We start from the raw sequence: 22,697 nt of genomic DNA, 5'->3' as shown, positions 1-22,697 counted from the left end.
AGTCAGAGCCTGGCGCGGGTCGCCTCCAGCAGGCGTACCACGGACTCGTCGGCGACCTCGGCCACCTCGCCGTAACCGAACCAGCGCAGGTCGAGCGACTCGTCGCTGATCGCCTCCACGGCCCCGCCCGGCGCGACGGCGGCGTACTGGACATCCAGGTGCCAGGCGCAGGGAGTGTGATGGCGGTCCAGGCGCACCGGACCGCCCGGCAGCAGAACCAGACCCGCGATGCCCGACTCCTCGGTCGCCTCACGCAGGGCGGAGTCCGCCAGGGTGGCGTCGGCCGGCTCGCAGTGGCCGCCCATCTGCAGCCACATCCGCATCTTCTTGTGGAGGGTCAGCAGCACCCGCTCGCGCGCCGGGTCGATCACCAGGGCGCTCGCCGTGATGTGCCCGTCCTCGCAGGCCTTCCACATGCCGTCCGGGTGGGCCGCCAGATGGTCCAGGTAGGCCTGGCGCAGCTCCTCCTGGTCCTCGTACGCCTTCAGCACGAGGACCGCGTCGTCGTACAGGCTCACTCGGCGTCGTCGTCCTTGTTGTCGTCCGTGCCGGCGTCCGTGCTGCCGGTGTCCTTCTTGCGCAGGTCCGGCTTGCCGTGCGAGCCGGACGCCGCCTCGCCGAGCATCTTGTCCAGCTCGGAGAAGTCCAGCTGCTCGCGGTGCACGAAGCCGTCCGGGTCGTCCAGGTCGGTCGCGGTCGGCAGCATGTCCGGGTGGGCCCACAGGCCGTCCCGGCCGTCGACCCCGCGCGCGTCCGTGAGCGAGGCCCACAGACGGGAGGCGTCGCGCAGCCGGCGCGGGCGCAGCTCCAGGCCGATCAGGGTGGCGAACGTCTGCTCGGCGGGGCCGCCCGTGGCACGGCGGCGGCGCAGGGTCTCGCGCAGGGCGTCGGCGGACGACAGACGCGGCTTCGCGGCCGCGTGGACCACCGCGTCCACCCAGCCCTCGACGAGCGCCAGAGCGGTCTCCAGACGGGCCAGGGCGGTCTTCTGCTCCGGGGTGTCCTCGGGCTGGAACATGCCCTGCTGGAGCGCGTCCTGCAGCTGCTCGGGGTTCTGCGGGTCGAACTGGCCGACCACGTCCTCCAGCTTCGCGGTGTCGACCTTGATCCCGCGCGCGTACCCGTCGACCGCGCCGAACAGGTGCGAGCGCAGCCACGGCACATGCGCGAACAGGCGCTGGTGGGCCGCCTCGCGCAGGGCCAGGTACAGCCGCACCTCCTCCTGCGGCACGCCGAGGTCCTTGCCGAACGCCTCCACGTTGGCCGGGAGCAGTGCGGCCTTGCCGGCCGGGCCCAGCGGAAGGCCGATGTCGGTGGAGCCGACGACCTCGCCCGCGAGCACGCCGACGGCCTGCCCGATCTGCGTGCCGAACATGGCGCCGCCCATCGAGCGCATCATGCCGATCAGCGGGCCCGCCATGGCCTGCATCTCCTCCGGCAGGACGTCACCCATGGCCGCGCCGACCCGCTCGGCGACCGGATCGACCAGCTCCTGCCAGGCGGGCAGGGTCGCCTCGACCCACTCCGCGCGGGACCAGGCCACCGCCGAGGCGGAACCCGACGGCAGGGACGTCGCGTCGTCCAGCCACAGGTCGGCCAGGCGGACGGCCTCCTCGACCGCCTTGCGCTCGGCCGGGCCCACGCTGGCGTCCTTCGTGCCGTCCGGGGTGCCCTGGGCGACCGTCTGGCGGGCGATCTGCTTGGCCATGTCCCAGTTCACCGGGCCGCCCTCGTAGGAGAGCATCTGGCCCAGCTGCTGGAACGCGGCGCCCAGATCCGTGGGGTTCAGCGAGCCGAACATGGCTGCGAGCGGATTGTCGGCGCCGGGGCCGCCAAAGCCCTCGGCTCCAGGCAGGCCGCCGAAGCCGAACGGGTTGGCCGGTCCCTGCCCACCACCGCTCTGCTGGTCCTTCTTCTTGCCCTCGTCGCCGTCCTCCGGCTCCTCCGGCGGAAGGCCGAAACCGAATGGGGTGTCACTCACGGGATTCCTCGGCTGGTAAGGCCACCGGTTCTCTCCCGGCGGCGCGGCTGCCCGACAACACCACCCAGCGTAGACACCCGGACCCGATCGGGCCTCGGTGCTTCGCCGACAGCAGGCCTGCGGCAGGATGGATGCACCTGGTACGGACGCATCACTTGCGCCCGTACTGAAGACAACCGCTGGAGACGCCCGGTGAGTTCCCCAGATCCGCAGGTTCGCGCAGCGCGAAACCCCTCAACCCCTCCCGCGCGCGGACCCGTCGTCGCGGTCACCGGCGCCGCGACCGGGGTCGGAGCCCTGCTCACCGAGCGGCTCGCCGCCTCCGAGGAGATCAGGCAGGTCGTCGCGATCGACGAGCGGCGCGGCGAGTGCGCCGACGCGGAGTGGCACATCCTCGACGTGCGCGACCCCGCCATCGCGGACAAGCTCCGGGGCGCCGGCGTGGTCGTCCACCTCGCGCTCGACCTGGATCTGGAGACCGATCCGGCCGCTCGCAGCGCTTACAACGTCCGGGGGACACAGACCGTCCTGACGGCGGCCGCGGCGGCCGGCGTGCACCGGGTCGTGCTGTGCACCTCGGCGATGGTCTACGGCGCGCTGCCGGACAACGAGCTGCCCCTTTCCGAGGAGGCCGAGCTGCGCGCGACCGCCGAGGCCACCGGCGTGGGGGACCTGCTGGAGATCGAGCGGCTGGCCCGGCGGGCGCCGCGGGCGCATCCCGGGCTGAACGTCACCGTCGTACGGCCCGCCGTGCTGGTCGGAGGCACCGACACCGCGCTGACCCGGTACTTCGAGTCGCCGCGGCTGCTGGTCGTGGCCGGGTCGCGGCCCGCGTGGCAGTTCTGCCATGTCGAGGACCTGTGCAGCGCCCTGGAGTACGCCGTCCTGGAGAAGGTCGACGGGGAGCTGGCGGTCGGCTGCGACGGGTGGCTGGAGCAGGAGGAGGTCGAGGAGCTGAGCGGGATCCGGCGGATGGAGCTGCCGTCGGCGGTCGCGCTGGGCGCCGCCGCCCGGCTGCACCGGATCGGGCTCACCCCGTCCCCGGCGGGGGATCTCGCCTACACGATGTACCCGTGGGTGGTCAGCGGGAGCCGGCTGCACGACGCCGGGTGGCGGCCGCGGTGGACCAATGAGGAGGTGCTCGCGGAGCTGCTGGAGGAGGTCTCCGGGCGGCATACGGTGGCCGGGCGGCGGCTCGGGCGCAAGGACGCGACGGCTGCGGGGGCCGCGGGGGCGACCGTGGCCCTGCTCGGGGCCGCCGCCGTGGTCCGGCGGGCTCGCAAGGCCCGGCGGCGCTCGTGAGGGGCCCTGCGCCGGAGCCGGGCGGGTGGGCGCGGCCGCGCCCGCTGTAGAAGCATCCAAGACGTCCCGCGCGCGTGCCTGGTGAATCTCGTATTCCCCGCTGTCACAGGCGTGCGGCACGATGGGAGGCATGGCACACGCGAACGAGCACCCCGGTGAGCAGGCGGCGCAGGATCCCATCAAGTTGATCGGCGTCCGGGAGACCGCGCTCTCCGTGGACGAGGTGTTCCAGGCCGTCGGGGACGACGCGGCCGGGGGCATCGCCCTGTTCGTGGGGACCGTGCGCAACCACGACGGGGGCGCCGACGTGGACGCCCTCGGCTATTCCTGCCACCCCAGTGCCGAGGCCGAGATGCGGCGGATCGCCGTGAAGGTGGTGGCCGAGCATCCGGTGCGGGCGCTGGCCGCCGTGCACCGCGTGGGGGACCTGCGGGTCGGGGATCTCGCCGTGGTCGTCGGCGTGGCCTGTCCGCACCGGGCGGAGGCCTTCGACGCCTGCCGGAAGCTGATCGACGACCTCAAGCACGAAGTGCCCATCTGGAAGCACCAGACGTTCTCGGACGGTACGGAGGAGTGGGTCGGGGCCTGCTGACGTCCGGTACGCAGGAGTGGGCCGGAGCCTGCCGACGTACGTCACTCGGAGCACGCGGGCGAACCCGTGTTGCGTAACCGGCACCCTCGCGTGAGCGTTGTCAGTGCGGACGGTTAATCTGCTGATCAGTCAGTTGCGGTCGCTCGTGGCGTTGGGAGGTCGGCATGGGGGCGCTTGTCTGGCTGCTGATTCCGCTGGTGGCCGCCGTCGGCGGCGGACTGTGGAGCAGTTGGGCCAATCGGACTCGTAAGGTGCGCGGTGACGGCCCGGAGCTGGACGGCTATGCCCGGTTCCGCGAGGCCATGGAGAGGTCCCACACGGGTGCCGGCGGTGCGTGAGAGGGGTGCCCTGACGGTGCGCTGACAGCGCCGTCCCGTACTGTCGTGCCATGCCACGCCGCACCGCGACGATGCTCGCCTCCACCCTGATGCTGATCGCGCTCCTGTGCGCGGGAGTGCTCATCCCCGTGCCGTACGCGGAGATGTCCCCCGGCCCGACCGTGAACACGCTCGGGGACCACGACGGCGAGCCGGTGCTCCAGATCACCGGGCACGACACGTACCGGACCAGCGGCAACCTGAACATGACGACCGTCCGGGTGACCAGCGCGGACTTCCGGATGAACCTGGTGGAGGCCGTCTACGGCTGGCTGGACCACGACACCAAGGTCGTCCCGCACGACACGCTGTACCCGAACGGGACGACGCAGGAGCAGTCCTCGCAGCAGAACGCCGAGGAGTTCAGCCAGTCCCAGGAGAGCGCCAAGGTCGCCGCCCTGAACGAACTGGGCATCCCGGTGAAGTCCTGGGTGATCGTCTCCACCGTCGTCAAGGACTCGCCCGCCGAGGGCAGGCTGCACGCCGGTGACGTGATCAAGGCGGTCGACGGTGCGGCCGTGAAGCAGCCCTCCGACGTCGCCACGTTCGTCACCAGGCACAAGCCCGGGCAGAAGGTCGTCTTCACCGTCGTCCCCGCCAAGGAGCAGGCCGCCGCCGAGAAGGCGCACAGAACGGCGACGAAGACGCAGGACGTGACCCTCACCACGACCACGTCCGACGACAGCGGCGCCAAGCGGGCCATCGTCGGGATCTCGGCCGGGACCGACCACACCTTCCCGTTCGGCATCGACATCAAGCTCGCCGACGTCGGCGGCCCCAGCGCCGGTCTGATGTTCGCCCTGGGCATCTACGACAAGCTGACCCCGGGCAGCCTGACCGGCGGCAAGTTCGTCGCCGGCACCGGCACCATCGACGACAACGGCACCGTCGGGCCGATCGGCGGCGTCGAGATGAAGACCGTCGGCGCGCGCGACCAGGGCGCCCAGTACTTCCTGACGCCCGCCGACAACTGCGCGGCCGCCGCCAAGGACACCCCTGGCGGGCTCACCCTGGTCAAGGTGAAGAACATCGGCGACGCGCTCGGCGCGCTGAAGGACATCCGCAGCGGGAACACCGGCGCGCTGCCCAAGTGCACCACCAAGAGCTGACCGGCACGCGCGCGCGACGGTGACACGGCTGGGGGCGCCCCTCACGGCAGGGGCGCCCCCATCGCCGTACCGCAGCGGGCGGGATCAGTCCTCGAACGTCGCCGCCAGGGCCGCCGCCAGTCCGGGCACCAGGTCGGGGCCGGTCAGGACCTCCGTCGGGGTGTCCTTCTCGCGCAGCCGCAGCGCCGACTCGCGGCCGCCGCCGCGCAGCACCGCGACCGTCATGCGCACCTCCTGGCGCTCTGGGTGCTCGGCCACCCACGTGGCCAGCTTGGCCTCGCTCAGGTTCTTCGGGACCTGTGCCTCGGCGGACGGCGGCAGCATCAGGCGCTCCACCGAGAGCGCGCAGCCGGCCACCGCGTCGGGCCAGGCGATGGTGCCGAGGAACTCGTCCAGCGGCTTGCCGGACGGGATCTCGTCCTGCTCGATCGGGGTGAGCCCGGCGGATTCGGACTCGTCCTCAAGGCCCAGCTGGGCCGCGAGCGCGGGTTCCTGAGCCCGCAGCTGTGCGGTGTCGACAAGGGCGAAGAGGCGAGCGGGCTGGTCCCAGCCGAGGCCGGAGACGTACTCGTCGATCTCGAGTACGGCCCGGGTGAGCGGGCTCGCTGCCATGGGAGTGTTGGACATGGTCACAATCCTGCCTCGTTCCACACCGGAATCGGGAACCGAGCAAAGCGTGAGTAAGTTGCATAGGTGTGGGTCCGCGATCACGGGGGGCCACGGCGGGTCCGCGAACACGAGGGCCTGACGGATCGACAGCGAACTTCGAGGTGCGCACCTTGGCTTTCCAGATGCCGGACCGCGGCGGAGGCCCGACGGGGCCGCGGATCAGAGCGGGACGACCGTCCCGGGGTGTCCGGACCCTGCTCATGACGCTGGGTGTCCTGGCCGTCCTCGGCATGGCCTTCACCATGTTCGCGGGCTTCTGGACGGACTGGCTGTGGTACCGGTCGGTGCACTACTCGTCCGTTTTCACGACCACGCTGTGGACGAAGATCGGCCTCTTCTTCGTCTTCGGTCTGGTCATGGCGGTCGCGGTGGGGGTCAACATCTGGCTGGCGCACCGGCTGCGGCCCCCGCTGAGCGCCATGTCCACGGAGCAGCAGAGTCTCGACCGATACCGGATGGGCATCGCGCCGTACAAGAAGTGGCTGCTGCTCGCCGTCACGGCGCTCGTCGGGCTGATCGCCGGCGCCTCCGCGGCCGGCCAGTGGCGGACCTGGCTGATGTGGGTCAACGGCGTGCCCTTCCACCAGAAGGATCCCCAGTTCCACCTCGACGTCTCCTTCTACGCCTTCGATCTGCCCTGGTACCGCTTTCTGCTCGGCTTCGGCTTCGCCGCCGCCGTCCTGTGCCTGATCGCCGCCGCGCTCACGCACTATCTGTACGGCGGGCTGCGCGTCACCAGCCCCGGCGCGCGGGCGACCGCCGCCGCGACCGGCCATCTGTCGGTGCTGCTCGGCATCTTCGTCGCCCTCAAGGCGGTCGCCTACTGGCTCGACCGGTACGGCCTGGCCGTGAAGTCCAGCGACTTCAAGGCGACCGGCAACTGGACCGGCCTGCGCTACGTCGACGCCAACGCCTATCTGCCGGCGAAGACGATCCTGTTCTGCATCGCCGTCATCTGCGCGCTGCTGTTCTTCGCCACGCTGTGGCGGCGCACCTGGCAGCTGCCCGTCATCGGCTTCGGCCTGATGGTGCTCTCGGCGATCCTCATCGGCGGCCTGTACCCGGCGATCGTGCAGAAGTTCCAGGTCGAGCCCAACGAGCAGACCAAGGAAGCGCCGTACGTCCAGAAGAACCTCAAGGCGACCCGCGAGGCGTACGGCATCGACGACACCAAGGTCACCGAGTACGCCGGCAAGTCCACGACCTCGGACAAGACCGCACTGCGGAGTGACGCGGACGACGCGGCGAGCATCCGGATCATGGACCCGAACATCGTCTCGCCGACGTTCCAGCAGGCGCAGCAGATGAAGAACTACTACGCCTTCCCGACCAACCTGGACGTCGACCGGTACCCCACCAAGGACGGCAAGGAGCAGGACACGGTCCTCGGCCTGCGCGAGCTGAACCTGGCCGGCGTCCCGAAGAACAACTGGATCAACGACCACTTCCGCTACACGCACGGCTACGGCGTGGTCGCCGCCAAGGGCACCGAGGCCGACGACCAGGGCCAGCCGGTCTTCACCGAGTCCAACCTGCCGTCCGAGGGCGACCTCGGCACGTACCAACAGCGCGTCTACTACGGCGAGAAGACCACCACGTACTCCATCGTCGGCGGACCGCAGAAGGAGGTCGACTACTCGGCGGACAACGGCGACGAGAAGACCACCAGCTACACCGGCACGAGCGGCGTCAACCTCGACAGTCCGATCAACCGGGCCGCGTACGCGGTGGCGTTCAACGAGCCGCAGATCCTCTACTCCGGCGCGATCGGCAAGGGCTCGCGGATCCTGTACAACCGCACGCCCAAGGAGCGCGTGGAGGCGGTCGCCCCCTGGCTGACCATCGACGGCGACACCTACCCGGCGGTCGTGGACGGCCATGTCCAGTGGATCGTCGACGCGTACACGACGTCGAACGGCTACCCGTACTCCTCCCGCACGACCCTGGGCGATACGACGGCCGACTCGCTGACCGCCACCAACAACAACCGCGCGGTGGTGGCCCAGCAGAACCAGGTCAACTACATCCGCAACTCGGTGAAGGCGACCGTCGACGCGTACACCGGCGAGGTCAAGCTGTACCAGTGGGACAGCCAGGACCCCGTGCTGAAGACCTGGATGAAGGCGTTCCCGGGCACGGTGCAGCCGAAGAGCGCCATCTCCAAGGACCTGCTGGCCCATCTGCGCTATCCGCAGGACCTGTTCAAGGTCCAGCGCGAGCTGCTCACCCGCTATCACGTGACGGACGCGCAGACGTTCCTCACCGGCAGCGAGGTCTGGCAGGTGCCCGACGACCCGACCAACGACTCGGGCAGCGCGGTGCCGCCGTACTACCTGAGCATGAAGATGCCCGACCAGAGCGGGCAGTCGTTCTCGCTGACGACGACGTTCACGCCGAACGGACGTGACAACCTCAGCGCGTTCATGGCGGTCGACTCCGACCCGGGCACCAGCGACTACGGCAAGATCAGAATCCTGAAACTGCCGACCAGCACGACGGCCGACGGTCCCAAACAGGTGCAGAGCCAGTTCAACTCCCGGCCGGACATCGCGGAGACGATCAGCCTTCTCAGCCGCGGGCATTCCAAGGTCGAGTACGGCAATCTGCTGACTGTGCCGCTCGACGGCGGACTGCTCTACGCGGAGCCTGTCTACGTCCTCGGCGGTAACAAGCTGAAGTACCCCTTGCTGGGCAAGGTGCTGGTCACCTACAACGGCAAGACGGCGTTCGAGGACACCCTCGACGAGGCGCTCAACAAGGTGTTCGGCGTGCAGGGTTCGACCACCACGCCACCGGACACCGGCACCAGCAACCCGCCGTCGTCCGCCAACCCGACCGTCCAACAGGCCCTGGCCGACGCCCAGAAGGCGTACGACGCGGGGCAGAAGGCCCTGCAGGCGCCGAACGGACCGGACTGGGCCGCGTACGCCAAGGCCCAGAAGGACCTGAAGGACGCGCTGCAGCGGGCGCAGGAGGCGGAGACCAAGGCCGGCCAGTCCGGCGGCGGCAAGAACGGGAGCGGAAAAAAGAGTTGATCAAGGGCACCCCGTGTCGTGATACGGTTGACAGGCAACGGCGCGGGGTGGAGCAGCTCGGTAGCTCGCTGGGCTCATAACCCAGAGGTCGCAGGTTCAAATCCTGTCCCCGCTACTGCAGTCGAAGGCCCGGATCCCAAGGGATCCGGGCCTTCGTGGTGTGCGAACTCATGTACTGAGGGGAGGGACGGCCGCGCCGTCGTGGGGAGTTGAGGGGTGTGTGTTTGACTTGTCGTCCTGTGGGCATGTCGACAAAACGCTGAAGTGACCTCACGGGCTGCGGTATACCAGGTGTACCCAGGTGCAGGTGGTGCGACGATGGACGTTATGGGGGACAAGGCAACTCTGTTCGAGTCGGGGCGATTTGTGCGGCCCTCCGGTGAGGAGGCGTCCCGCGACGAGCTCACCGACATGGGGGACGCCGCCGAGGAGGTACGCCTCGCGCTCGCCGCACAGAACGGCGACGCCGAGGCGGCGAGCGTCCTCGGAGCCATGCTGCTGCGCCGTGGCGACCTCGACGGAGCCGAACCCCAGCTGCGGGCCGCCACCGCGGCCGGTGACCGGGCCGCCGCCAACAACCTGGGTGTCCTGCTGCACCAGCGCGGCTACCCCGAGGAGGCCGCCGGCTGGTGGCGCATCGCCGCCGTCGCCGGTTCCGCGGCCGCCGCGCACGCCCTGGGGCGCTACCACCGCGAGCGCGGGGACGAGCCCGCCGCCGAGTACTGGCTGCGCCAGTCCGCCGAGCAGGGTCATGTCCTCGGCGCCTACGCGCTCGCCGACCTGCTGGAGCACCGCGGTGACGTCGGCGCCGAGCACTGGATGCGGGCCGCAGCCGAGCGGGGACACCGGGAGGCGGCCTACCGGCTGGCGCGCGCGCTCGACACCGCCGGGCGCGAGGACGAGACCGGGGCCGACAACGCTGTCGCGGAGACCGAGCAGTGGTACCGGCAGGCCGCCGCGCGCGGCCACCGGCGTGCGGCGCTGCACCTCGGGGCGATCCTGGAGAAGCGCGGGGAACTGAAGGAGGCCGGGCGCTGGTACCTGACCTCCGCCAAGGACGGTGAGCCCCGGGCCGCCTGCGCACTCGGCTTCCTGCTGCGCGACGCCGGGGACACCGACAGCGCGGCCGTGTGGTGGCTGCGCGCCGCCCAGGAGGGCGACGGCAACGCGGCCAACGCGCTCGGCGCGCTGCACGCCGAGCGCGGCGAGACCCAGACCGCCGAACGCTGGTACCGGGCGGCGCTGGACGCCGGTGACGACAACGGCGCGTACAACCTCGGGCTGCTCTGCGCCGAGCAGCGGCGGACCGCGCAGGCCGAGCAGTGGTACCGGCGGGCCGCCTACGCCGGGCACAGGGAGGCCGCCAACGCGCTGGCCATCCTGCTGCTCCAGGGCGGCGACACCACCGGCGCCGAGCCGTGGTTCTCCAAGGCTGCCGAGGCCGGCAGCGTGGACGCCGCGTTCAACCTCGGCATCCTCTACGCCGGACGCGGCGAGGAGAGCACGGCGCTGCGCTGGTACGAGCGGGCGGCCGCCGCGGGGCACACCGAGGCCGCGCTCCAGGTCGGGATCGCCCGGCTGCGCGCGGGGGAGGAGCAGGAGGCCGAGCGGCATCTGCGGTGCGCGGCGGGCGGGGGCAGCGCGGAGGCGGCGTACCGGCTGGCGGCGCTGCTCGACGCACGGCGGCCGCCGGAGCCGGCGCATGAGCTGGGCGAGATCGTGCACGAGAAGACCGAGTGCGAGGAGTGGTACGAGCGGGCGGCGACCCAGGGGCACCGGCGGGCACAGGTGCGGGTCGGGATGCTCGCGGCGGCGCGGGGGGACGTGGTCGAGGCGGCGCGGTGGTACCGGGCGGCGGCGGAGGCCGGGTCGCGCAACGGCGCCTTCAATCTCGGGCTGCTGCTGGTGCGGGAGGGGAGCGAGCCGGAGGCGGCGGTGTGGTGGACACGGGCGGCTGACGCCGGGCACGGCCGGGCGGCGTTGCGGCTGGCCCTGGTCTACGCGCGTCGGGGGGAGCTGGCGGAGGGGCAGCGGTGGGCCGACCGGGCGGTGGAGCTGGGACCGGCGGAGGTTTCGGAGCGGGCGGGGCGGCTTCGGGACGCGCTGCGGGAGGAGCTCTCGGCGTGAGCCCCGCCACGTCCCCGGTAACTGATTTGCTTCCGCCCACCTCCCTCACGTAATGTCGTGTTCACCGACGCGGGGTGGAGCAGCTCGGTAGCTCGCTGGGCTCATAACCCAGAGGTCGCAGGTTCAAATCCTGTCCCCGCTACTGAAGGCCGAGGGCCGGAATCCAGAGATGGGTTCCGGCCCTCGGTTTTTTCGCGCGCGTGCGGCATGCCGTGTGACATGCAAAGAGCCCCGGCGGTCGCCGGGGCTCGAAAAGAAGCCGTGAGCTACGCCTTCGCGCAGTCCGGGCACAGGCCGCGATACGTCACCTCGACGTCCGACACCGTGAAGCCGAAGCGCTCGGTGTCGGGGAGGTCGGCGAGCGGGTTGCCCATCGGGTGGACGTCGCGGATCGCACCGCACCGGGCGCAGACCAGGTGCTGGTGCGGCCGGTGCGCGTTGGGGTCGTAGCGCTTGGCGCGTTTGTCCGTCGAGACTTCCAGCACCTCGCCGAGCGAGACCAGCTCGCCCAGCGTGTTGTAGACGGTCGCCCGGGAGATCTCGGGCAGCTTCGCGACAGCCCGTGCATGGACCTCGTCGGCCGTCAGATGGACGTGCTCGCCGTCGAGGACCTCGGCGACGACGCGCCGCTGCGCGGTCATCCGCCATCCGCGTCCACGCAGCCGTTCCAGAAGGTCGCTCATGAAGACCAGCCTAACAGCAAGGGGGACCAGGACGGGAATAGGTGTGAAGTTGGATCGTGAATTGACTTAGAACTAGTCCAATGTAGGATCGAGAACGGCTTTGAACGCAGGACAGGACTGGGACAGGACGAGTCAGTGATGACGCAGGAGGCGCGCGTGACGCAGGGACCCCTCACCACGGAGGCCGGTGCTCCGGTCGCCGACAACCAGAACAGCGAGACGGCGGGCGTCGGCGGACCGGTCCTCGTCCAGGACCAGCTCCTGCTGGAGAAGCTCGCCCACTTCAACCGCGAGCGCATCCCGGAGCGGGTCGTGCACGCGCGGGGCGCGGGTGCGTACGGCACCTTCACCGTCACCGCCGACGTCACGCCGTACACCCGCGCGGCCTTCCTCTCCGAGGTCGGCAAGGAGACCGAGGTCTTCCTGCGCTTCTCGACGGTGGCCGGCAACCTCGGCGCTGCGGACGCCGTCCGTGACCCGCGGGGCTTCGCGCTGAAGTTCTACACCGAGGAGGGCAACTACGACCTCGTCGGCAACAACACCCCGGTGTTCTTCATCCGGGACGCGATCAAGTTCCCGGACTTCATCCACACCCAGAAGCGCGACCCGTACACCGGCTCCACGGAAGCCGACAACGTGTGGGACTTCTGGTCGCTGTCGCCGGAGTCGACCCACCAGGTGACCTGGCTGTTCGGCGACCGTGGCATACCGGCGTCGTACCGGCACATGGACGGCTTCGGCTCGCACACCTTCCAGTGGAGCAACGCGGCGGGCGAGGCCTTCTGGGTCAAGTACCACTTCAAGACCGACCAGGGCATCAAGAACCTCACGGCGGAGGAGGCGGAGGTGCTCGCGGGCAAGGACCCCGACTCGCACCAGCGCGACCTGCGCGAGGCGATCGAGCGCGGGGAGTTCCCGAGCTGGACCGTGGGTGTGCAGATCATGCCGGCGGCCGACGCGGCGACGTACCGCTTCAACCCGTTCGACCTGACCAAGGTGTGGCCGCACGCGGACCACCCGGTCATCGAGATCGGCAAGCTGGAGCTGAACCGCAACCCGCGGAACGTCTTCGCCGAGGTCGAGCAGTCGGTCTTCAGCCCCGCGCACTTCGTGCCGGGCATCGGCCCCTCGCCCGACAAGATGCTCCAGGGCCGCCTCTTCGCCTACGGCGACGCGCACCGCTACCGCGTCGGCATCAACGCCGACCACCTGCCGGTGAACCGCCCGCACGCCACCGAAGCGCGCACCAACGCGCGTGACGGCTTCCTGTACGACGGCCGGCACGGCGGGGCGAAGAACTACGAGCCGAACAGCTTCGGCGGGCCGCGGCAGACCGGCCGTCCGCTGTGGCAGTCCGTCTCCGTCGACGGCTCCACCGGCGACCACCCGACGCCGGTGCACGCCGCGGACGACGACTTCGTGCAGGCGGGCACCCTCTACCGGCTGATGTCGGAGGAGGAGAAGGAGCGCCTGGTCGCGAACCTGGCGAGCGCGATCTCGCAGGTCTCGCGCGAGGACATCGTCGAGCGCGCGATCGGCAACTTCCGCAATGCCGACGCCGGCTTCGGCAAGCGGCTGGAGGCGGCGGTGCAGGAGCTGCGCGGCTGAGGCCGCAGAGACCTGGGGGCACCCCCAGGGCGGGCCGGACCCCACGGTGCTCGGGGTCCGGCCCGTTCCGCGTGCTCAGGGGCTTCGGACCTGCTCAGAGCGCCGGTGCGGGCTCGCGGACCGGGGCCCAGCAGCGGATGATGTCGCGGACCGAGACGATTCCGGCCACCTCGCCGCGGTCGAGGACGACCAGGTGCCGGAAGCCGCCGTGGGCCATGGCGCGTGCGGCCTGCTCCAGGGTCCAGGTCGGGGCGGCGAAGACGACGTCGGTGGTGGTGTGGGCGTGGGTGCGTTCGGTGTCGGGGTTCTGGCCGAGGCCGACGGAGTTGAGGATGTCGCGTTCGGTGAGGATGCCGATGCCGCCGGCGTCCGGGTCGAGGACGACGGCGGCACCGACGCGGCGTGCGGACATCAGGGCGGCTGCCTGGCGGAGGGTGTGGGCGGGACCGACGGTGAGGATCACCGTGCTCATGGCGTCACGGACGAGCATGGGTGGGGCCACCTCCTAGGAATCCGAGGCGCTAGTTCCCGGATTCACAAATTCACAAGTGGGGGTAGCCTCAGACTGACAGGTAAAGCGCGGGTCAACAAGGGGGCGCGCGATGTCAGTTGAGGGCGTACCGTCGTGCCCTCCCTGCTCAGTGACGCGGGTTGAGATATCCCAGCAACTCGTCGTGCAGCAGTCCGTTGGACGCCGCGGCGTTGCCGCTGTGCGGGCCCGGGCGGCCGTCGAGGCCGGTGAAGGTGCCGCCGGCCTCCGTGACGACGATCGCCGTGGCGGCCATGTCCCAGAGCGACAGCTCCGGCTCCGCACAGATGTCCACGGATCCCTCGGCGACCATCATGTACGGCCAGAAGTCGCCGTACGCGCGCGTGCGCCACACCTGGCGGGTCAGGTCGAGGAAGCCGTCGAGGCCGCCCCGCTCCTCCCAGCCGGAGAGGGAGGAGTACGCGAACGACGCGTCCGCCAGCTTGCCGACGCCGGAGACGTGGATACGGCTCGCGGAGGTCAGGCTGCGGCCGGTGAAGGCGCCGTGACCCTTCGCGGCCCACCAGCGGCGGCCGATGGCGGGGGCGGAGACGAGGCCGACGACGGGCTGGTAGCCGCCCTCGGCGGCCTCCATCAGCGCGATGAGGGTCGCCCACACGGGGACGCCGCGTACGTAGTTCTTGGTGCCGTCGATGGGGTCGATCACCCAGCGGCGGGGGCCGGAGCCCTCGACGCCGTACTCCTCGCCGAGGACCGAGTCCCTCGGGCGGGCGCGCTGGAGGTGGCCGCGGATCAGTTCTTCCGCTGCCTTGTCCGCTTCGCTCACCGGGGTCATGTCCGGCTTCGTCTCGACCTTCAGGTCGAGGGCCTTGAAGCGGTCCATGGTGGTGGCGTCCGCGGCGTCCGCGAGGACGTGGGCGAGGCGCAGGTCGTCTAGGTAGTCCGGCATGTAAGGAACCGTATCTGCCGGGGTCGGTGGGGACTAGCAGGGACGGGCGGTGTCGGGGCCTGTGCTGCGGGCGAGTGGCTGTGATTGCTGCAGCTGGCTGCCTGCCGAGGTGGCGCTGCGCCCCGAAGGGGCGCGGGAACTGCGCGACCGGCCACGACGCACCCGCGGACGGCGAACCCGGCCCGCAGGCGGGCGGCGATGCCCCGCACCCCGACAGCGATGCCCCGGTTAGCCCCGGCCCCACCCCGGCCCCGGCCCGCGGCGCGAACCGCACCCCGAACCGCCGCGAACCCTTGACAGTGCATACAAGCGCGTCAAATCTGGGCGCAGAGCCGCTCCGCCCCAGGGAGGCGATGATGCCTGCTGCCCGGGAGTCCCTCCTGGACGCCGCCTACACGGCGCTCGCGCGCCGGCCGTGGTCTGCGGTGCGGATGGTCGACGTGGCCGCGGCGGCGGGCGTGTCCCGGCAGACCCTGTACAACGAGTTCGGCAGCAAGGACGGTCTGGCGCGGGCGCTGGTGCGGCGGGAGGCCGACGGCTACCTCGCCGGAGTCGAGCGTGCGCTCGCCGGGCCGGGCGAGCCGAGGGAACGGCTGACCGCCGTCGCCGAGTGGACGCGCTCGGCCGCGCGGGACAACGCGCTGGTACGGGCCATGCTCACCGGCTGCTGGAGCGAACGGCTGCCCACCCCGCCGCTCGCCGCCGTACCGTCCTCCTCCTCGGTGCCGGCCCAGCGCCGCGCGGACGGCCCGCTGCCCACACCCCGCGACTTCGTACGGATCGTGCGGGACCGTGCCGTCACCGCCCTGGCCGGTCCCACCGCCGTCCCCGCCGACCCCGCCGAACTGACCCGCCCCTGCGAACTGGCCGTACGCCTGGCCCTGTCCTGTGTCGCGGCACCACCGGGAGAGGGCGGCATGGCGGAGCTGATCGGCGCGGTCGTCCCACGCCAGACGGTGTGAACCGCGGGGCTCAGTACGGTCCGCCCCGGAAGTGCCGGGCGCCGTACGGCCGGGAGCGGTCGCGGTGCTCGTGGGCGGCGTCGGACCGGTCCGCCGGAGCCGAGCGCTCCGCCGGCGCGCGCAGCCGCTCCAGGCCGGCCGGCACCTCGGCCCGGTGCCCTGACTCCTTCATCCACCGGGGCAGCCGCGGGAACATCGCCCTCGTGTGACTCGCGGTGCCCTCGCACAACGCGTCTGCAGCCACAGGGGCCGCCCGAAGAACGGGTCCCCGGTCCCGCCGGGCTGCGCCGCGACCAGCCCGCCACCCCGGACCACCGCCGTGAGGGCGGACGACGGGAGTTCGACGACAGGACCTAGTGCGCCGACCCCGACAGCTGCAGCCCGATCACGCCGACGATGACCAGGCTGATCGAGACGATCTTCAGGGTGGACACCAGGTCGCCGAGGAAGATCATGCCGTAGATCGCGGTGCCGGCCGCGCCGATGCCGGTCCAGACCGCGTAGGCGGGGCCGACGTCGAGCTTCTTCAGGGACAGGGTCAGCAGGCCGAAGCTGCCGAGGGCGAAGGAGGCGAACGCGACGGTCGGCCAGAGGCGGGTGAACCCGTGCGAGAGCTTCAGGCACACGGCGAAACCGGTCTCCAGCATCCCGGCCACGATGACCAGCAGCCACGCCATGTGCGGTCCTCCCGTTGATCCGGATCTCCGGCTCGGTGCGATTATGCACTTACCGAACCCGGGCCCCGGCAAACAACGCCAGGCGGCTCAATCGCCTTCCTTGCGCTCCCGCGTGGCCAGCAGGCGGCGGAGCGAGTACAGCCGCGCCGGGTCCGCGTGGCCCTCCTCGACCCACGCGTCCAGCGCGCAGTCCGGCTCGTCGTGGCTGCACGCGCGCGGGCAGCCCTCCGTGCCGGATTCGAGGTCCGGGAAGGCGTGGATCACGCGGGACGGGTTCACGTGGTGCAGCCCGAAGGAGCGCACGCCCGGGGTGTCGACGACCCAGCCGGCGCCACCCGACAGCGGCAGCGCGAGCGCCGAGGTGGTGGTGTGCCGGCCACGGCCCGTCACCGCGTTGACATGACCCGTCGTACGGCGCTGGTCCTCCGGCACCAGCGCGTTGACCAGGGTCGTCTTGCCCACGCCCGAATGCCCGACGAACGCGGTGATCCTGCCGTCCAGTTGCTCGCGCACCCGGGCCACCGCGGTGCCGTTCTCCAGCTCCTCCCGGCTGGTGACGACGTACGGGATGTCGAGGGCGCCGTACAGCTCCAGCAGCTTGTCCGGCGGGGCCAGGTCCGACTTGGTCATGACCAACAGGGGCTCCAGGCCGCCGTCGAAGGCCGCGACCAGGCAGCGGTCGATCAGGCGGGGGCGCGGTTCCGGGTCGGCGAGGGCGGTGACGATCGCCAGCTGGTCGGCGTTGGCGACGACCACGCGCTCGAACGGGTCGTCGTCGTCGGCCGTGCGCCGCAGCACCGACGTGCGCTGCTCGATGCGGACGATGCGGGCGAGCGTGTCCTTCTTGCCGGTCAGGTCGCCGACCAGGGCCACCCGGTCCCCGACCACCGCCGCCTTGCGGCCCAGCTCGCGGGCCTTCATCGCCATCACGGTCCGGTCGTCGACAAGGCAGGTCAGCCGGCCGCGGTCGACGGTGAGGACCAGGCCCTCGGCGGCGTCCTCGTGCTTGGGCCGGATGTTCGTACGCGGCCGGGTGCCCCGGCGGCCGGGGCGGGTGCGGATGTCGTCCTCGTCGGTGTGCTTGCCGTAGCGGCGCATGGCGTACGTCCCTACTGCCCGAGCATCCCGGTCCACAGCTCGGGGAAGTCCGGCAGGGTCTTCGCCGTCGTCGCCACGTTCTCGATCCGCACGCCGTCGACCGCGAGACCGATGACCGCGCCGGCCGTGGCCATGCGGTGGTCGTCGTAGGTGTGGAAGACGCCGCCGTGCAGCGGGCGCGGGCGGATGTGCAGGCCGTCGGCGGTCTCGGTGACGTCACCGCCGAGCTCGTTGATCTCCTTGGTGAGCGCGGCCAGCCGGTCCGTCTCGTGCAGCCGCAGATGGGCCACGCCCCGCAGGGTCGAGGGGGAGTCGGCGAGTGCGGCGACCGCCGCGATGCCCGGGGTCAGCTCGCCCACGTCGCCCAGGTCGACGTCGATGCCGTGGAGGGCGCCGGAACCGGTGAACACCAGCCCGAACTCGGTGAGTTCGCAGGAACCGCCCATCTCGGTGAAGATCTCCCGCAGCCGGTCACCCGGCTGGGTGGTCCGCTCCGGCCAGTCCGGGATCAGCACCTTGCCGCCCGTCACCAGGGCCGCCGCCAGGAACGGCTGGGCGTTGGACAGGTCCGGCTCGATCGTCAGGTCCCGGCCCAGCAGCGCGCCCGGCGTCACCCGCCACACGTTCGGCTCGCCGCCCGACTCCGGGGTGTCCACCTGGGCGCCGACCGCGCGCAGCATGTCGACGGTCATCCGGATGTGCGGCATGGAGGGCAGGGTCGCGCCGGTGTGGCGGACCTCCACACCCTGGTTGAAGCGCGGGCCGGACAGGAGCAGGGCCGAGACGAACTGCGACGAGGAGGACGCGTCGATCGACACCGGGCCGCCGTCCAGGGCGCCGCCGCCGTGCACGGTCAGCGGCAGCGCGCCCCGGCCGTCGTCGTCGATCCGGGCGCCGAGCACGCGCAGCGCGTCGATCACCCCGTGCAGGGGACGCTCGTACGACCGCGGGTCGCCGTCGAACCGGATGGGACCGTCGGCCAGCGCGGCCACCGGCGGCAGGAAGCGCATCACCGTGCCGGCGTTGCCGACGTCGACCGTGGCCGGGCCGTGCAGGCCCGTCGGCAGCACCCGCCAGGCCTCGCCGGTGCCGTCCTGGCCGCCCGCGCCGGAGGAGCTGGACGACACCGTCTCCTCGATCTCCACGCCCATCGCCCGCAGGGCACCGGCCATCAGCAGGGTGTCGCGGGAGCGCAGCGGGCGGCGCAGCCAGCCGGGCTCGGAGGCGAGGGCGGCCAGCACCAGCGCGCGGTTGGTGACCGACTTGGACCCGGGCACGTGGACCGTCGCGTCGACGGCTCCGCTCGCGTGCGGGGCGGGCCAGAGGGCGGTGTGTGCGGGGTTAACGGTCATGCGCCCCACTTTAGTGGCTGAAGACGGCCCGAGATCTCGATCAAAAGCGGCGAAACCGCGACGAAAACCAGGCAGGAGCCGTCGTGTACGGATACACGCCGTACCGGTGTTCACACCTCCAGCAGCCAGCGGCCCCCGCCGATCAGCGAGCACAGCGACACCGCGTGGAACAGGAACAGCCACAGCCCCGCCGGTACGTGCGTGAGCCGCGACAACTGGTCCGCGTCCGAGTCCCCGGCGCCTCCCCGCGACCGCTTCAGCTGCAGCTCGAACGGTGGCCGTACCCCGCCGAACAGCAGGAACCACACCACCGCGTACGCGAACGCGGCCTGCACCTGGGGCCCCGCGAGCCACGACACCAGCAGGAAGGCGCCCCCCGCCAGCACCACGGTCAGGACGCCGTACGCGTTGCGGATCATCACCAGCATCGCCACCAGCAGGGCCGTCGCGGCCCAGAGCAGCAGGGTGATCCGGCCCGCGGCCAGCAACGCGGCCCCGCCCAGTCCCAGCAGGGAGGGCGCCGTGTACCCCGCGGCCGCCGTCAGGATCATGCCGAGACCGTGCGGCTTGCCCCGGCTGACCGTGAGGCCGCTGGTGTCGGAGTGCAGCCGGATACCGGTGAGCCGGCGGCCGGTGAGCAGCGCGATCAGCCCGTGGCCGCCCTCGTGCGCGATGGTGATCGCGTTGCGGGACATCCGCCACACGGTGTGCGGGACGACCACGGCGAGGGCGGCCACCGAGGTGGCGAGCACCACCCACAGGTCGGGATCGGGCTGGGTACCGGTGAGCCGGTCCCAGAGGTCGGGCAGCGCGAGGGCGGCGAGGCTGTCCATATGTCTGAGGGGCCCCTGTTCTCGTACGGAGTCTGGCAGTGTGGCACGTATGTGCGGACGGTATGCATCGAGTCGTAGGCCCGAGGATCTCGCAGGAATCTTTGAGATCGACAAGTGGGAGCCCGAGGAGACCCTGGAACCGGACTACAACGTGGCTCCGACCAAGGAGGTCTACGCCGTCCTCGACCGTCCCCTGAAAGACGCGGACTCCCCGCATCCGGTTCGCCAGCTGCGCAAGCTGAAGTGGGGACTGGTGCCGTCCTGGGCCAAGACGCCCGAGGGCGGCGCCCGGATGATCAACGCGCGGGCCGAGACCGTGCACGAGAAGCCCGCCTACCGCCGTGCCTTCGCCGCCCGGCGCTGCATCGTCCCGGCCGACGGCTACTACGAGTGGGTCACCGGCACGCAGGAGCGCGAGCTGGAGGCCGAGGGGAAGAAGAAGCGGCCGCGCAAGCAGCCGTACTTCGTGCTGCCGGCCGACGGCTCGGTGTTCGCGATGGCCGGGCTGTACGAGTTCTGGCGCGACCGGACGCTTCCGGACGACCACCCCCAGGCCTGGTGGGTCACCTGCTCGGTGATCACCACGGAGGCCGAGCGGACGCCGCTGGCCGTCGCCCCCGCCGAGGGCCCGCACGCCCTGGTCGACATCCACCCCCGGATGCCGCTGATGCTCACCCCGGACCGCTGGGACGCCTGGCTCGACCCGGCGCGCACCGACCCCGACGGCCTGCGCGACCTGCTGGCCCCGCCCCCGCCCGGCCTGATGCGCGCCTACCCGGTCTCCACGGCCGTCAGCAACGTCCGCAACAACGGCCCGGAACTGCTGAAGGAGCTTGAGGCACCGGAAGAAGGGACACTCTTCTGACGTGATCGAGATTGTCGAGACCGACGCCGGGACCGCACGCATCACCTGGCACAAGGCGAAGAAGGCGCGCCTGGTCCTGGCCGTGAGCCATGGCGCGGGCGGTGGCATCGAGGCACGGGACCTCCAGGCGCTCGCCCGGGTGCTCCCCGGGCACGGCGTGACCGTCGCCCTCGTGGAGCAGCCCTGGCGTGTCGCGGGCAAGAAGGTCGCCCCCGCCCCGAAGACCCTGGACACCGGCTGGCGCGGCATCTGGCCCGCGCTGTCCGGGATGGGGCTGCCGGTGATCTCCGGCGGGCGCAGCGCCGGCGCGCGGGTCGCCTGCCGTACGGCGGCCGAGCTGGGCGCGCACGCCGTACTCGCGCTGAGCTTCCCGCTGCACCCGCCGGGCGAGCCGGAGAAGTCCCGGGCCGAGGAACTGCTGGGCGTGGCCGCGCCGGCTCTGGTCGTCCAGGGCGGCAACGACACCTTCGGGAAGCCGGAGGAGTTCCCCGAGGGCTCGTACGCACTGGTCGAGGTGCCGTACGGCGATCACGGCTTCGCGGTCCCCAAGCGAGCGGAGATCACCCAGGAGCGGGCCCTGGAGATCATCACCGAGGGTGTCGTGGAGTGGTGCGCGCCACTCGGGTGACCTCCGGGAATGTTGTGGGGCGGGCCCCTGTTGAGGCGGACAGAAGTGCTGAGGCCTCGGCACCGACGTCGTGGGAGAGGAAGTCCGCCGCATGGGTTCGACCATCTGCCCGAGCCGTAAGCGCAGCGCTGACCTGGACTGGACGGTGCTGCACTCGGCCAAGGCCGCTCCGATTCGAGGGGCGGCAGGCACGGGTCGTGTTCTATCCTCCGAATCGAGTGGGACCGGTTTCGGTCCTGCCCGGGATCTTGAGGAGGTGGGTCCGGTCACCGGTACCGACGCAGGGACCGACAACGGCCAGGCGGAGCAGCCCGAGGGCCAGGGCGTGAGCGCGGAGGCGAACTCCGAGTCCACCGCCGAGCGCACTGCGCGCTTCGAGCGGGACGCGCTCGAGTTCCTCGACCAGATGTACTCGGCCGCGCTGCGCATGACGCGCAACCCCGCCGACGCCGAGGACCTGGTGCAGGAGACCTACGCGAAGGCGTACGCGTCCTTCCACCAGTTCCGCGAGGGCACCAACCTCAAGGCGTGGCTGTACCGGATCCTCACCAACACCTTCATCAACTCCTACCGCAAGAAGCAGCGCGAGCCGCAGCGCTCCGCCGCGGAGGAGATCGAGGACTGGCAGCTCGCCCGCGCCGAGTCGCACATGTCGACGGGTCTGCGCTCCGCCGAGTCGCAGGCGCTCGACCACCTGCCCGACTCGGACGTGAAGGAAGCGCTGCAGGCGATCCCCGAGGAGTTCCGCATCGCCGTCTATCTCGCGGACGTAGAGGGCTTTGCGTACAAGGAGATCGCGGACATCATGGGGACACCCATCGGTACGGTGATGTCCCGGCTGCACCGGGGCCGCCGTCAACTGCGCGGCATGCTGGAGGACTACGCGCGCGAGCGCGGGCTGGTCCCGGCGGGCGCCGGAGAGTCGAACGAAGCGAAAGGCTCGGGCTCATGAGCTGCGGAGAGCCGCACGAGACGGACTGCAGTGAGGTCCTCGACCACCTGTACGAGTTCCTCGACAGCGAGATGCCGGACGTCGATCGCGACAAGTTCCGGCACCACTTCGAGGAATGCTCGCCGTGCCTGGAGAAGTACGGCCTGGAGCAGGCCGTGAAGAAGCTGGTCAAGCGGTGCTGCGGGCATGACGACGTGCCCGCCGACCTGCGGGCCAAGGTGATGGGCCGGCTGGACCTGATCCGCTCCGGCCAGACCGTGCCCGAGCACGACGTGACGGCGACGCCGCAGGAGAGCTGAGCACCGGGGGTGCATCACCCGAACGTGCTAATCCTCAGGTCGTAGACCCCGCACCCCCCGATCCCCGGCCTAGGCTCCCAGCCCGGACAGGCACGGTCGGGGAGGGGCG

Annotated in this window: 23 protein-coding genes and 2 tRNA genes; 14 read left to right on the top strand and 11 right to left on the bottom strand. The window is 71.2% G+C overall.

Annotated features, from left to right (window positions below; genetic code table 11):
- Positions 1 to 2: 2 nt before the first annotated feature.
- Both SRB17_RS14245 and SRB17_RS14240 read right to left on the bottom strand, forming a co-directional pair.
- Positions 3 to 518, bottom strand: a complete 516-nt coding sequence (locus tag SRB17_RS14245; protein WP_323375501.1) for an NUDIX hydrolase — start codon at positions 516 to 518, stop codon at positions 3 to 5.
- On the bottom strand, positions 515 to 1,981 hold the full coding sequence (locus SRB17_RS14240; RefSeq protein ID WP_323375500.1) for a zinc-dependent metalloprotease: 1,467 nt from the start codon (positions 1,979 to 1,981) through the stop codon (positions 515 to 517). Before SRB17_RS14240 ends, SRB17_RS14245 begins: the two co-directional genes overlap by 4 nt.
- Positions 1,982 to 2,173: 192 nt before the next feature.
- On the opposite strand from SRB17_RS14240, the gene SRB17_RS14235 reads away from it, so the two are divergent.
- The 4 genes from SRB17_RS14235 to SRB17_RS14225 all read left to right on the top strand — a co-directional run bounded on the left by SRB17_RS14235 (position 2,174) and on the right by SRB17_RS14225 (position 5,361).
- Complete coding sequence (locus SRB17_RS14235) at positions 2,174 to 3,283, top strand: SDR family oxidoreductase (protein WP_323375499.1); 1,110 nt, start codon at positions 2,174 to 2,176, stop codon at positions 3,281 to 3,283.
- Positions 3,284 to 3,413: 130 nt separating this feature from the next.
- Complete coding sequence (locus SRB17_RS14230) at positions 3,414 to 3,875, top strand: molybdenum cofactor biosynthesis protein MoaE (protein ID WP_153538583.1); 462 nt, start codon at positions 3,414 to 3,416, stop codon at positions 3,873 to 3,875.
- 164 nt (positions 3,876 to 4,039) lie between these two features.
- Positions 4,040 to 4,213 carry a hypothetical protein gene (locus SRB17_RS45395; protein ID WP_194294008.1) on the top strand — a complete coding sequence of 58 codons (174 nt, stop codon included), beginning with the start codon at positions 4,040 to 4,042 and terminating at the stop codon, positions 4,211 to 4,213.
- Positions 4,214 to 4,263: 50 nt separating this feature from the next.
- Positions 4,264 to 5,361, top strand: coding sequence for a PDZ domain-containing protein (locus SRB17_RS14225; protein ID WP_194294007.1), 1,098 nt, complete (start codon positions 4,264 to 4,266; stop codon positions 5,359 to 5,361).
- An 84-nt stretch (positions 5,362 to 5,445) separates the two neighbouring features.
- Here SRB17_RS14225 and SRB17_RS14220 read toward each other — a convergent pair whose 3' ends face one another.
- Entirely contained in the window at positions 5,446 to 5,988 is a 543-nt protein-coding gene (locus tag SRB17_RS14220; protein ID WP_153538581.1) for a PPA1309 family protein, read from the bottom strand.
- 164 nt (positions 5,989 to 6,152) lie between these two features.
- Here SRB17_RS14220 and SRB17_RS14215 point away from each other — a divergent pair, with 164 nt between their 5' ends.
- The 4 genes from SRB17_RS14215 (at position 6,153) to SRB17_RS14200 (ending at position 11,334) form a co-directional block, all read left to right on the top strand.
- Positions 6,153 to 9,065: a UPF0182 family protein gene (locus tag SRB17_RS14215; protein ID WP_153539636.1), complete on the top strand. Its 2,913-nt coding sequence runs from the start codon at positions 6,153 to 6,155 to the stop codon at positions 9,063 to 9,065.
- A 41-nt stretch (positions 9,066 to 9,106) separates the two neighbouring features.
- Positions 9,107 to 9,180 (top strand) — tRNA-Met (locus SRB17_RS14210).
- 203 nt (positions 9,181 to 9,383) lie between these two features.
- Entirely contained in the window at positions 9,384 to 11,192 is a 1,809-nt protein-coding gene (locus SRB17_RS14205; RefSeq protein WP_153538579.1) for a tetratricopeptide repeat protein, read from the top strand.
- Positions 11,193 to 11,260: 68 nt separating this feature from the next.
- Positions 11,261 to 11,334, top strand: a tRNA-Met gene (locus tag SRB17_RS14200).
- A gap of 124 nt (positions 11,335 to 11,458) precedes the next feature.
- Here SRB17_RS14200 and SRB17_RS14195 read toward each other — a convergent pair.
- Entirely contained in the window at positions 11,459 to 11,875 is a 417-nt protein-coding gene (locus tag SRB17_RS14195) for a Fur family transcriptional regulator (RefSeq protein ID WP_153538577.1), read from the bottom strand.
- 156 nt (positions 11,876 to 12,031) lie between these two features.
- Here SRB17_RS14195 and SRB17_RS14190 point away from each other — a divergent pair, with 156 nt between their 5' ends.
- Positions 12,032 to 13,483: a catalase gene (locus SRB17_RS14190; protein ID WP_323375498.1), complete on the top strand. Its 1,452-nt coding sequence runs from the start codon at positions 12,032 to 12,034 to the stop codon at positions 13,481 to 13,483.
- 94 nt (positions 13,484 to 13,577) lie between these two features.
- On the opposite strand, the gene SRB17_RS14185 is transcribed toward SRB17_RS14190, so the two are convergent.
- Both SRB17_RS14185 and hisN read right to left on the bottom strand, forming a co-directional pair.
- The gene (locus SRB17_RS14185) at positions 13,578 to 13,973 is read right to left on the bottom strand and encodes a cyclic nucleotide-binding/CBS domain-containing protein (RefSeq protein ID WP_153538573.1); all 396 of its coding nucleotides are present in this window, start codon (positions 13,971 to 13,973) and stop codon (positions 13,578 to 13,580) included.
- Between the two features lie 148 nt (positions 13,974 to 14,121).
- A complete protein-coding gene (hisN, locus tag SRB17_RS14180; RefSeq protein ID WP_153538571.1) occupies positions 14,122 to 14,922 on the bottom strand; it encodes a histidinol-phosphatase in 801 nt (266 codons plus the stop codon).
- Between the two features lie 353 nt (positions 14,923 to 15,275).
- Here hisN and SRB17_RS14175 point away from each other — a divergent pair, with 353 nt between their 5' ends.
- The gene (locus SRB17_RS14175; protein ID WP_194294006.1) at positions 15,276 to 15,884 is read left to right on the top strand and encodes a TetR/AcrR family transcriptional regulator; all 609 of its coding nucleotides are present in this window, start codon (positions 15,276 to 15,278) and stop codon (positions 15,882 to 15,884) included.
- A gap of 10 nt (positions 15,885 to 15,894) precedes the next feature.
- On the opposite strand, the gene SRB17_RS46295 is transcribed toward SRB17_RS14175, so the two are convergent.
- The 5 genes from SRB17_RS46295 to SRB17_RS14150 all read right to left on the bottom strand — a co-directional run bounded on the left by SRB17_RS46295 (position 15,895) and on the right by SRB17_RS14150 (position 19,844).
- Entirely contained in the window at positions 15,895 to 16,080 is a 186-nt protein-coding gene (locus tag SRB17_RS46295) for a hypothetical protein (RefSeq protein WP_228396070.1), read from the bottom strand.
- A gap of 157 nt (positions 16,081 to 16,237) precedes the next feature.
- A complete protein-coding gene (locus SRB17_RS14165; RefSeq protein ID WP_153538569.1) occupies positions 16,238 to 16,561 on the bottom strand; it encodes a DMT family transporter in 324 nt (107 codons plus the stop codon).
- Between the two features lie 87 nt (positions 16,562 to 16,648).
- Positions 16,649 to 17,659, bottom strand: a complete 1,011-nt coding sequence (rsgA, locus tag SRB17_RS14160) for a ribosome small subunit-dependent GTPase A (RefSeq protein WP_153538567.1) — start codon at positions 17,657 to 17,659, stop codon at positions 16,649 to 16,651.
- A gap of 11 nt (positions 17,660 to 17,670) precedes the next feature.
- On the bottom strand, positions 17,671 to 19,011 hold the full coding sequence (aroA, locus tag SRB17_RS14155) for a 3-phosphoshikimate 1-carboxyvinyltransferase (RefSeq protein WP_153538565.1): 1,341 nt from the start codon (positions 19,009 to 19,011) through the stop codon (positions 17,671 to 17,673).
- A 110-nt stretch (positions 19,012 to 19,121) separates the two neighbouring features.
- Positions 19,122 to 19,844, bottom strand: coding sequence for a M50 family metallopeptidase (locus SRB17_RS14150; protein WP_153538563.1), 723 nt, complete (start codon positions 19,842 to 19,844; stop codon positions 19,122 to 19,124).
- Positions 19,845 to 19,893: 49 nt separating this feature from the next.
- On the opposite strand from SRB17_RS14150, the gene SRB17_RS14145 reads away from it, so the two are divergent.
- The 4 genes from SRB17_RS14145 to rsrA all read left to right on the top strand — a co-directional run bounded on the left by SRB17_RS14145 (position 19,894) and on the right by rsrA (position 22,588).
- Complete coding sequence (locus SRB17_RS14145; RefSeq protein WP_153538561.1) at positions 19,894 to 20,709, top strand: SOS response-associated peptidase; 816 nt, start codon at positions 19,894 to 19,896, stop codon at positions 20,707 to 20,709.
- Position 20,710: 1 nt separating this feature from the next.
- Entirely contained in the window at positions 20,711 to 21,337 is a 627-nt protein-coding gene (locus SRB17_RS14140; protein WP_323375495.1) for an alpha/beta family hydrolase, read from the top strand.
- Positions 21,338 to 21,593: 256 nt separating this feature from the next.
- Positions 21,594 to 22,289: an RNA polymerase sigma factor SigR gene (gene sigR / locus SRB17_RS14135; protein WP_323375494.1), complete on the top strand. Its 696-nt coding sequence runs from the start codon at positions 21,594 to 21,596 to the stop codon at positions 22,287 to 22,289.
- Positions 22,286 to 22,588, top strand: coding sequence for a mycothiol system anti-sigma-R factor (gene rsrA / locus SRB17_RS14130; RefSeq protein ID WP_153538555.1), 303 nt, complete (start codon positions 22,286 to 22,288; stop codon positions 22,586 to 22,588). Before sigR ends, rsrA begins: the two co-directional genes overlap by 4 nt.
- Positions 22,589 to 22,697: the final 109 nt, after the last annotated feature.

This window comes from Streptomyces sp. RB17, from assembly GCF_009604455.1.
Lineage (GTDB): Bacteria > Actinomycetota > Actinomycetes > Streptomycetales > Streptomycetaceae > Streptomyces.
This window is presented reverse-complemented; position numbering and strand designations above follow the sequence as displayed.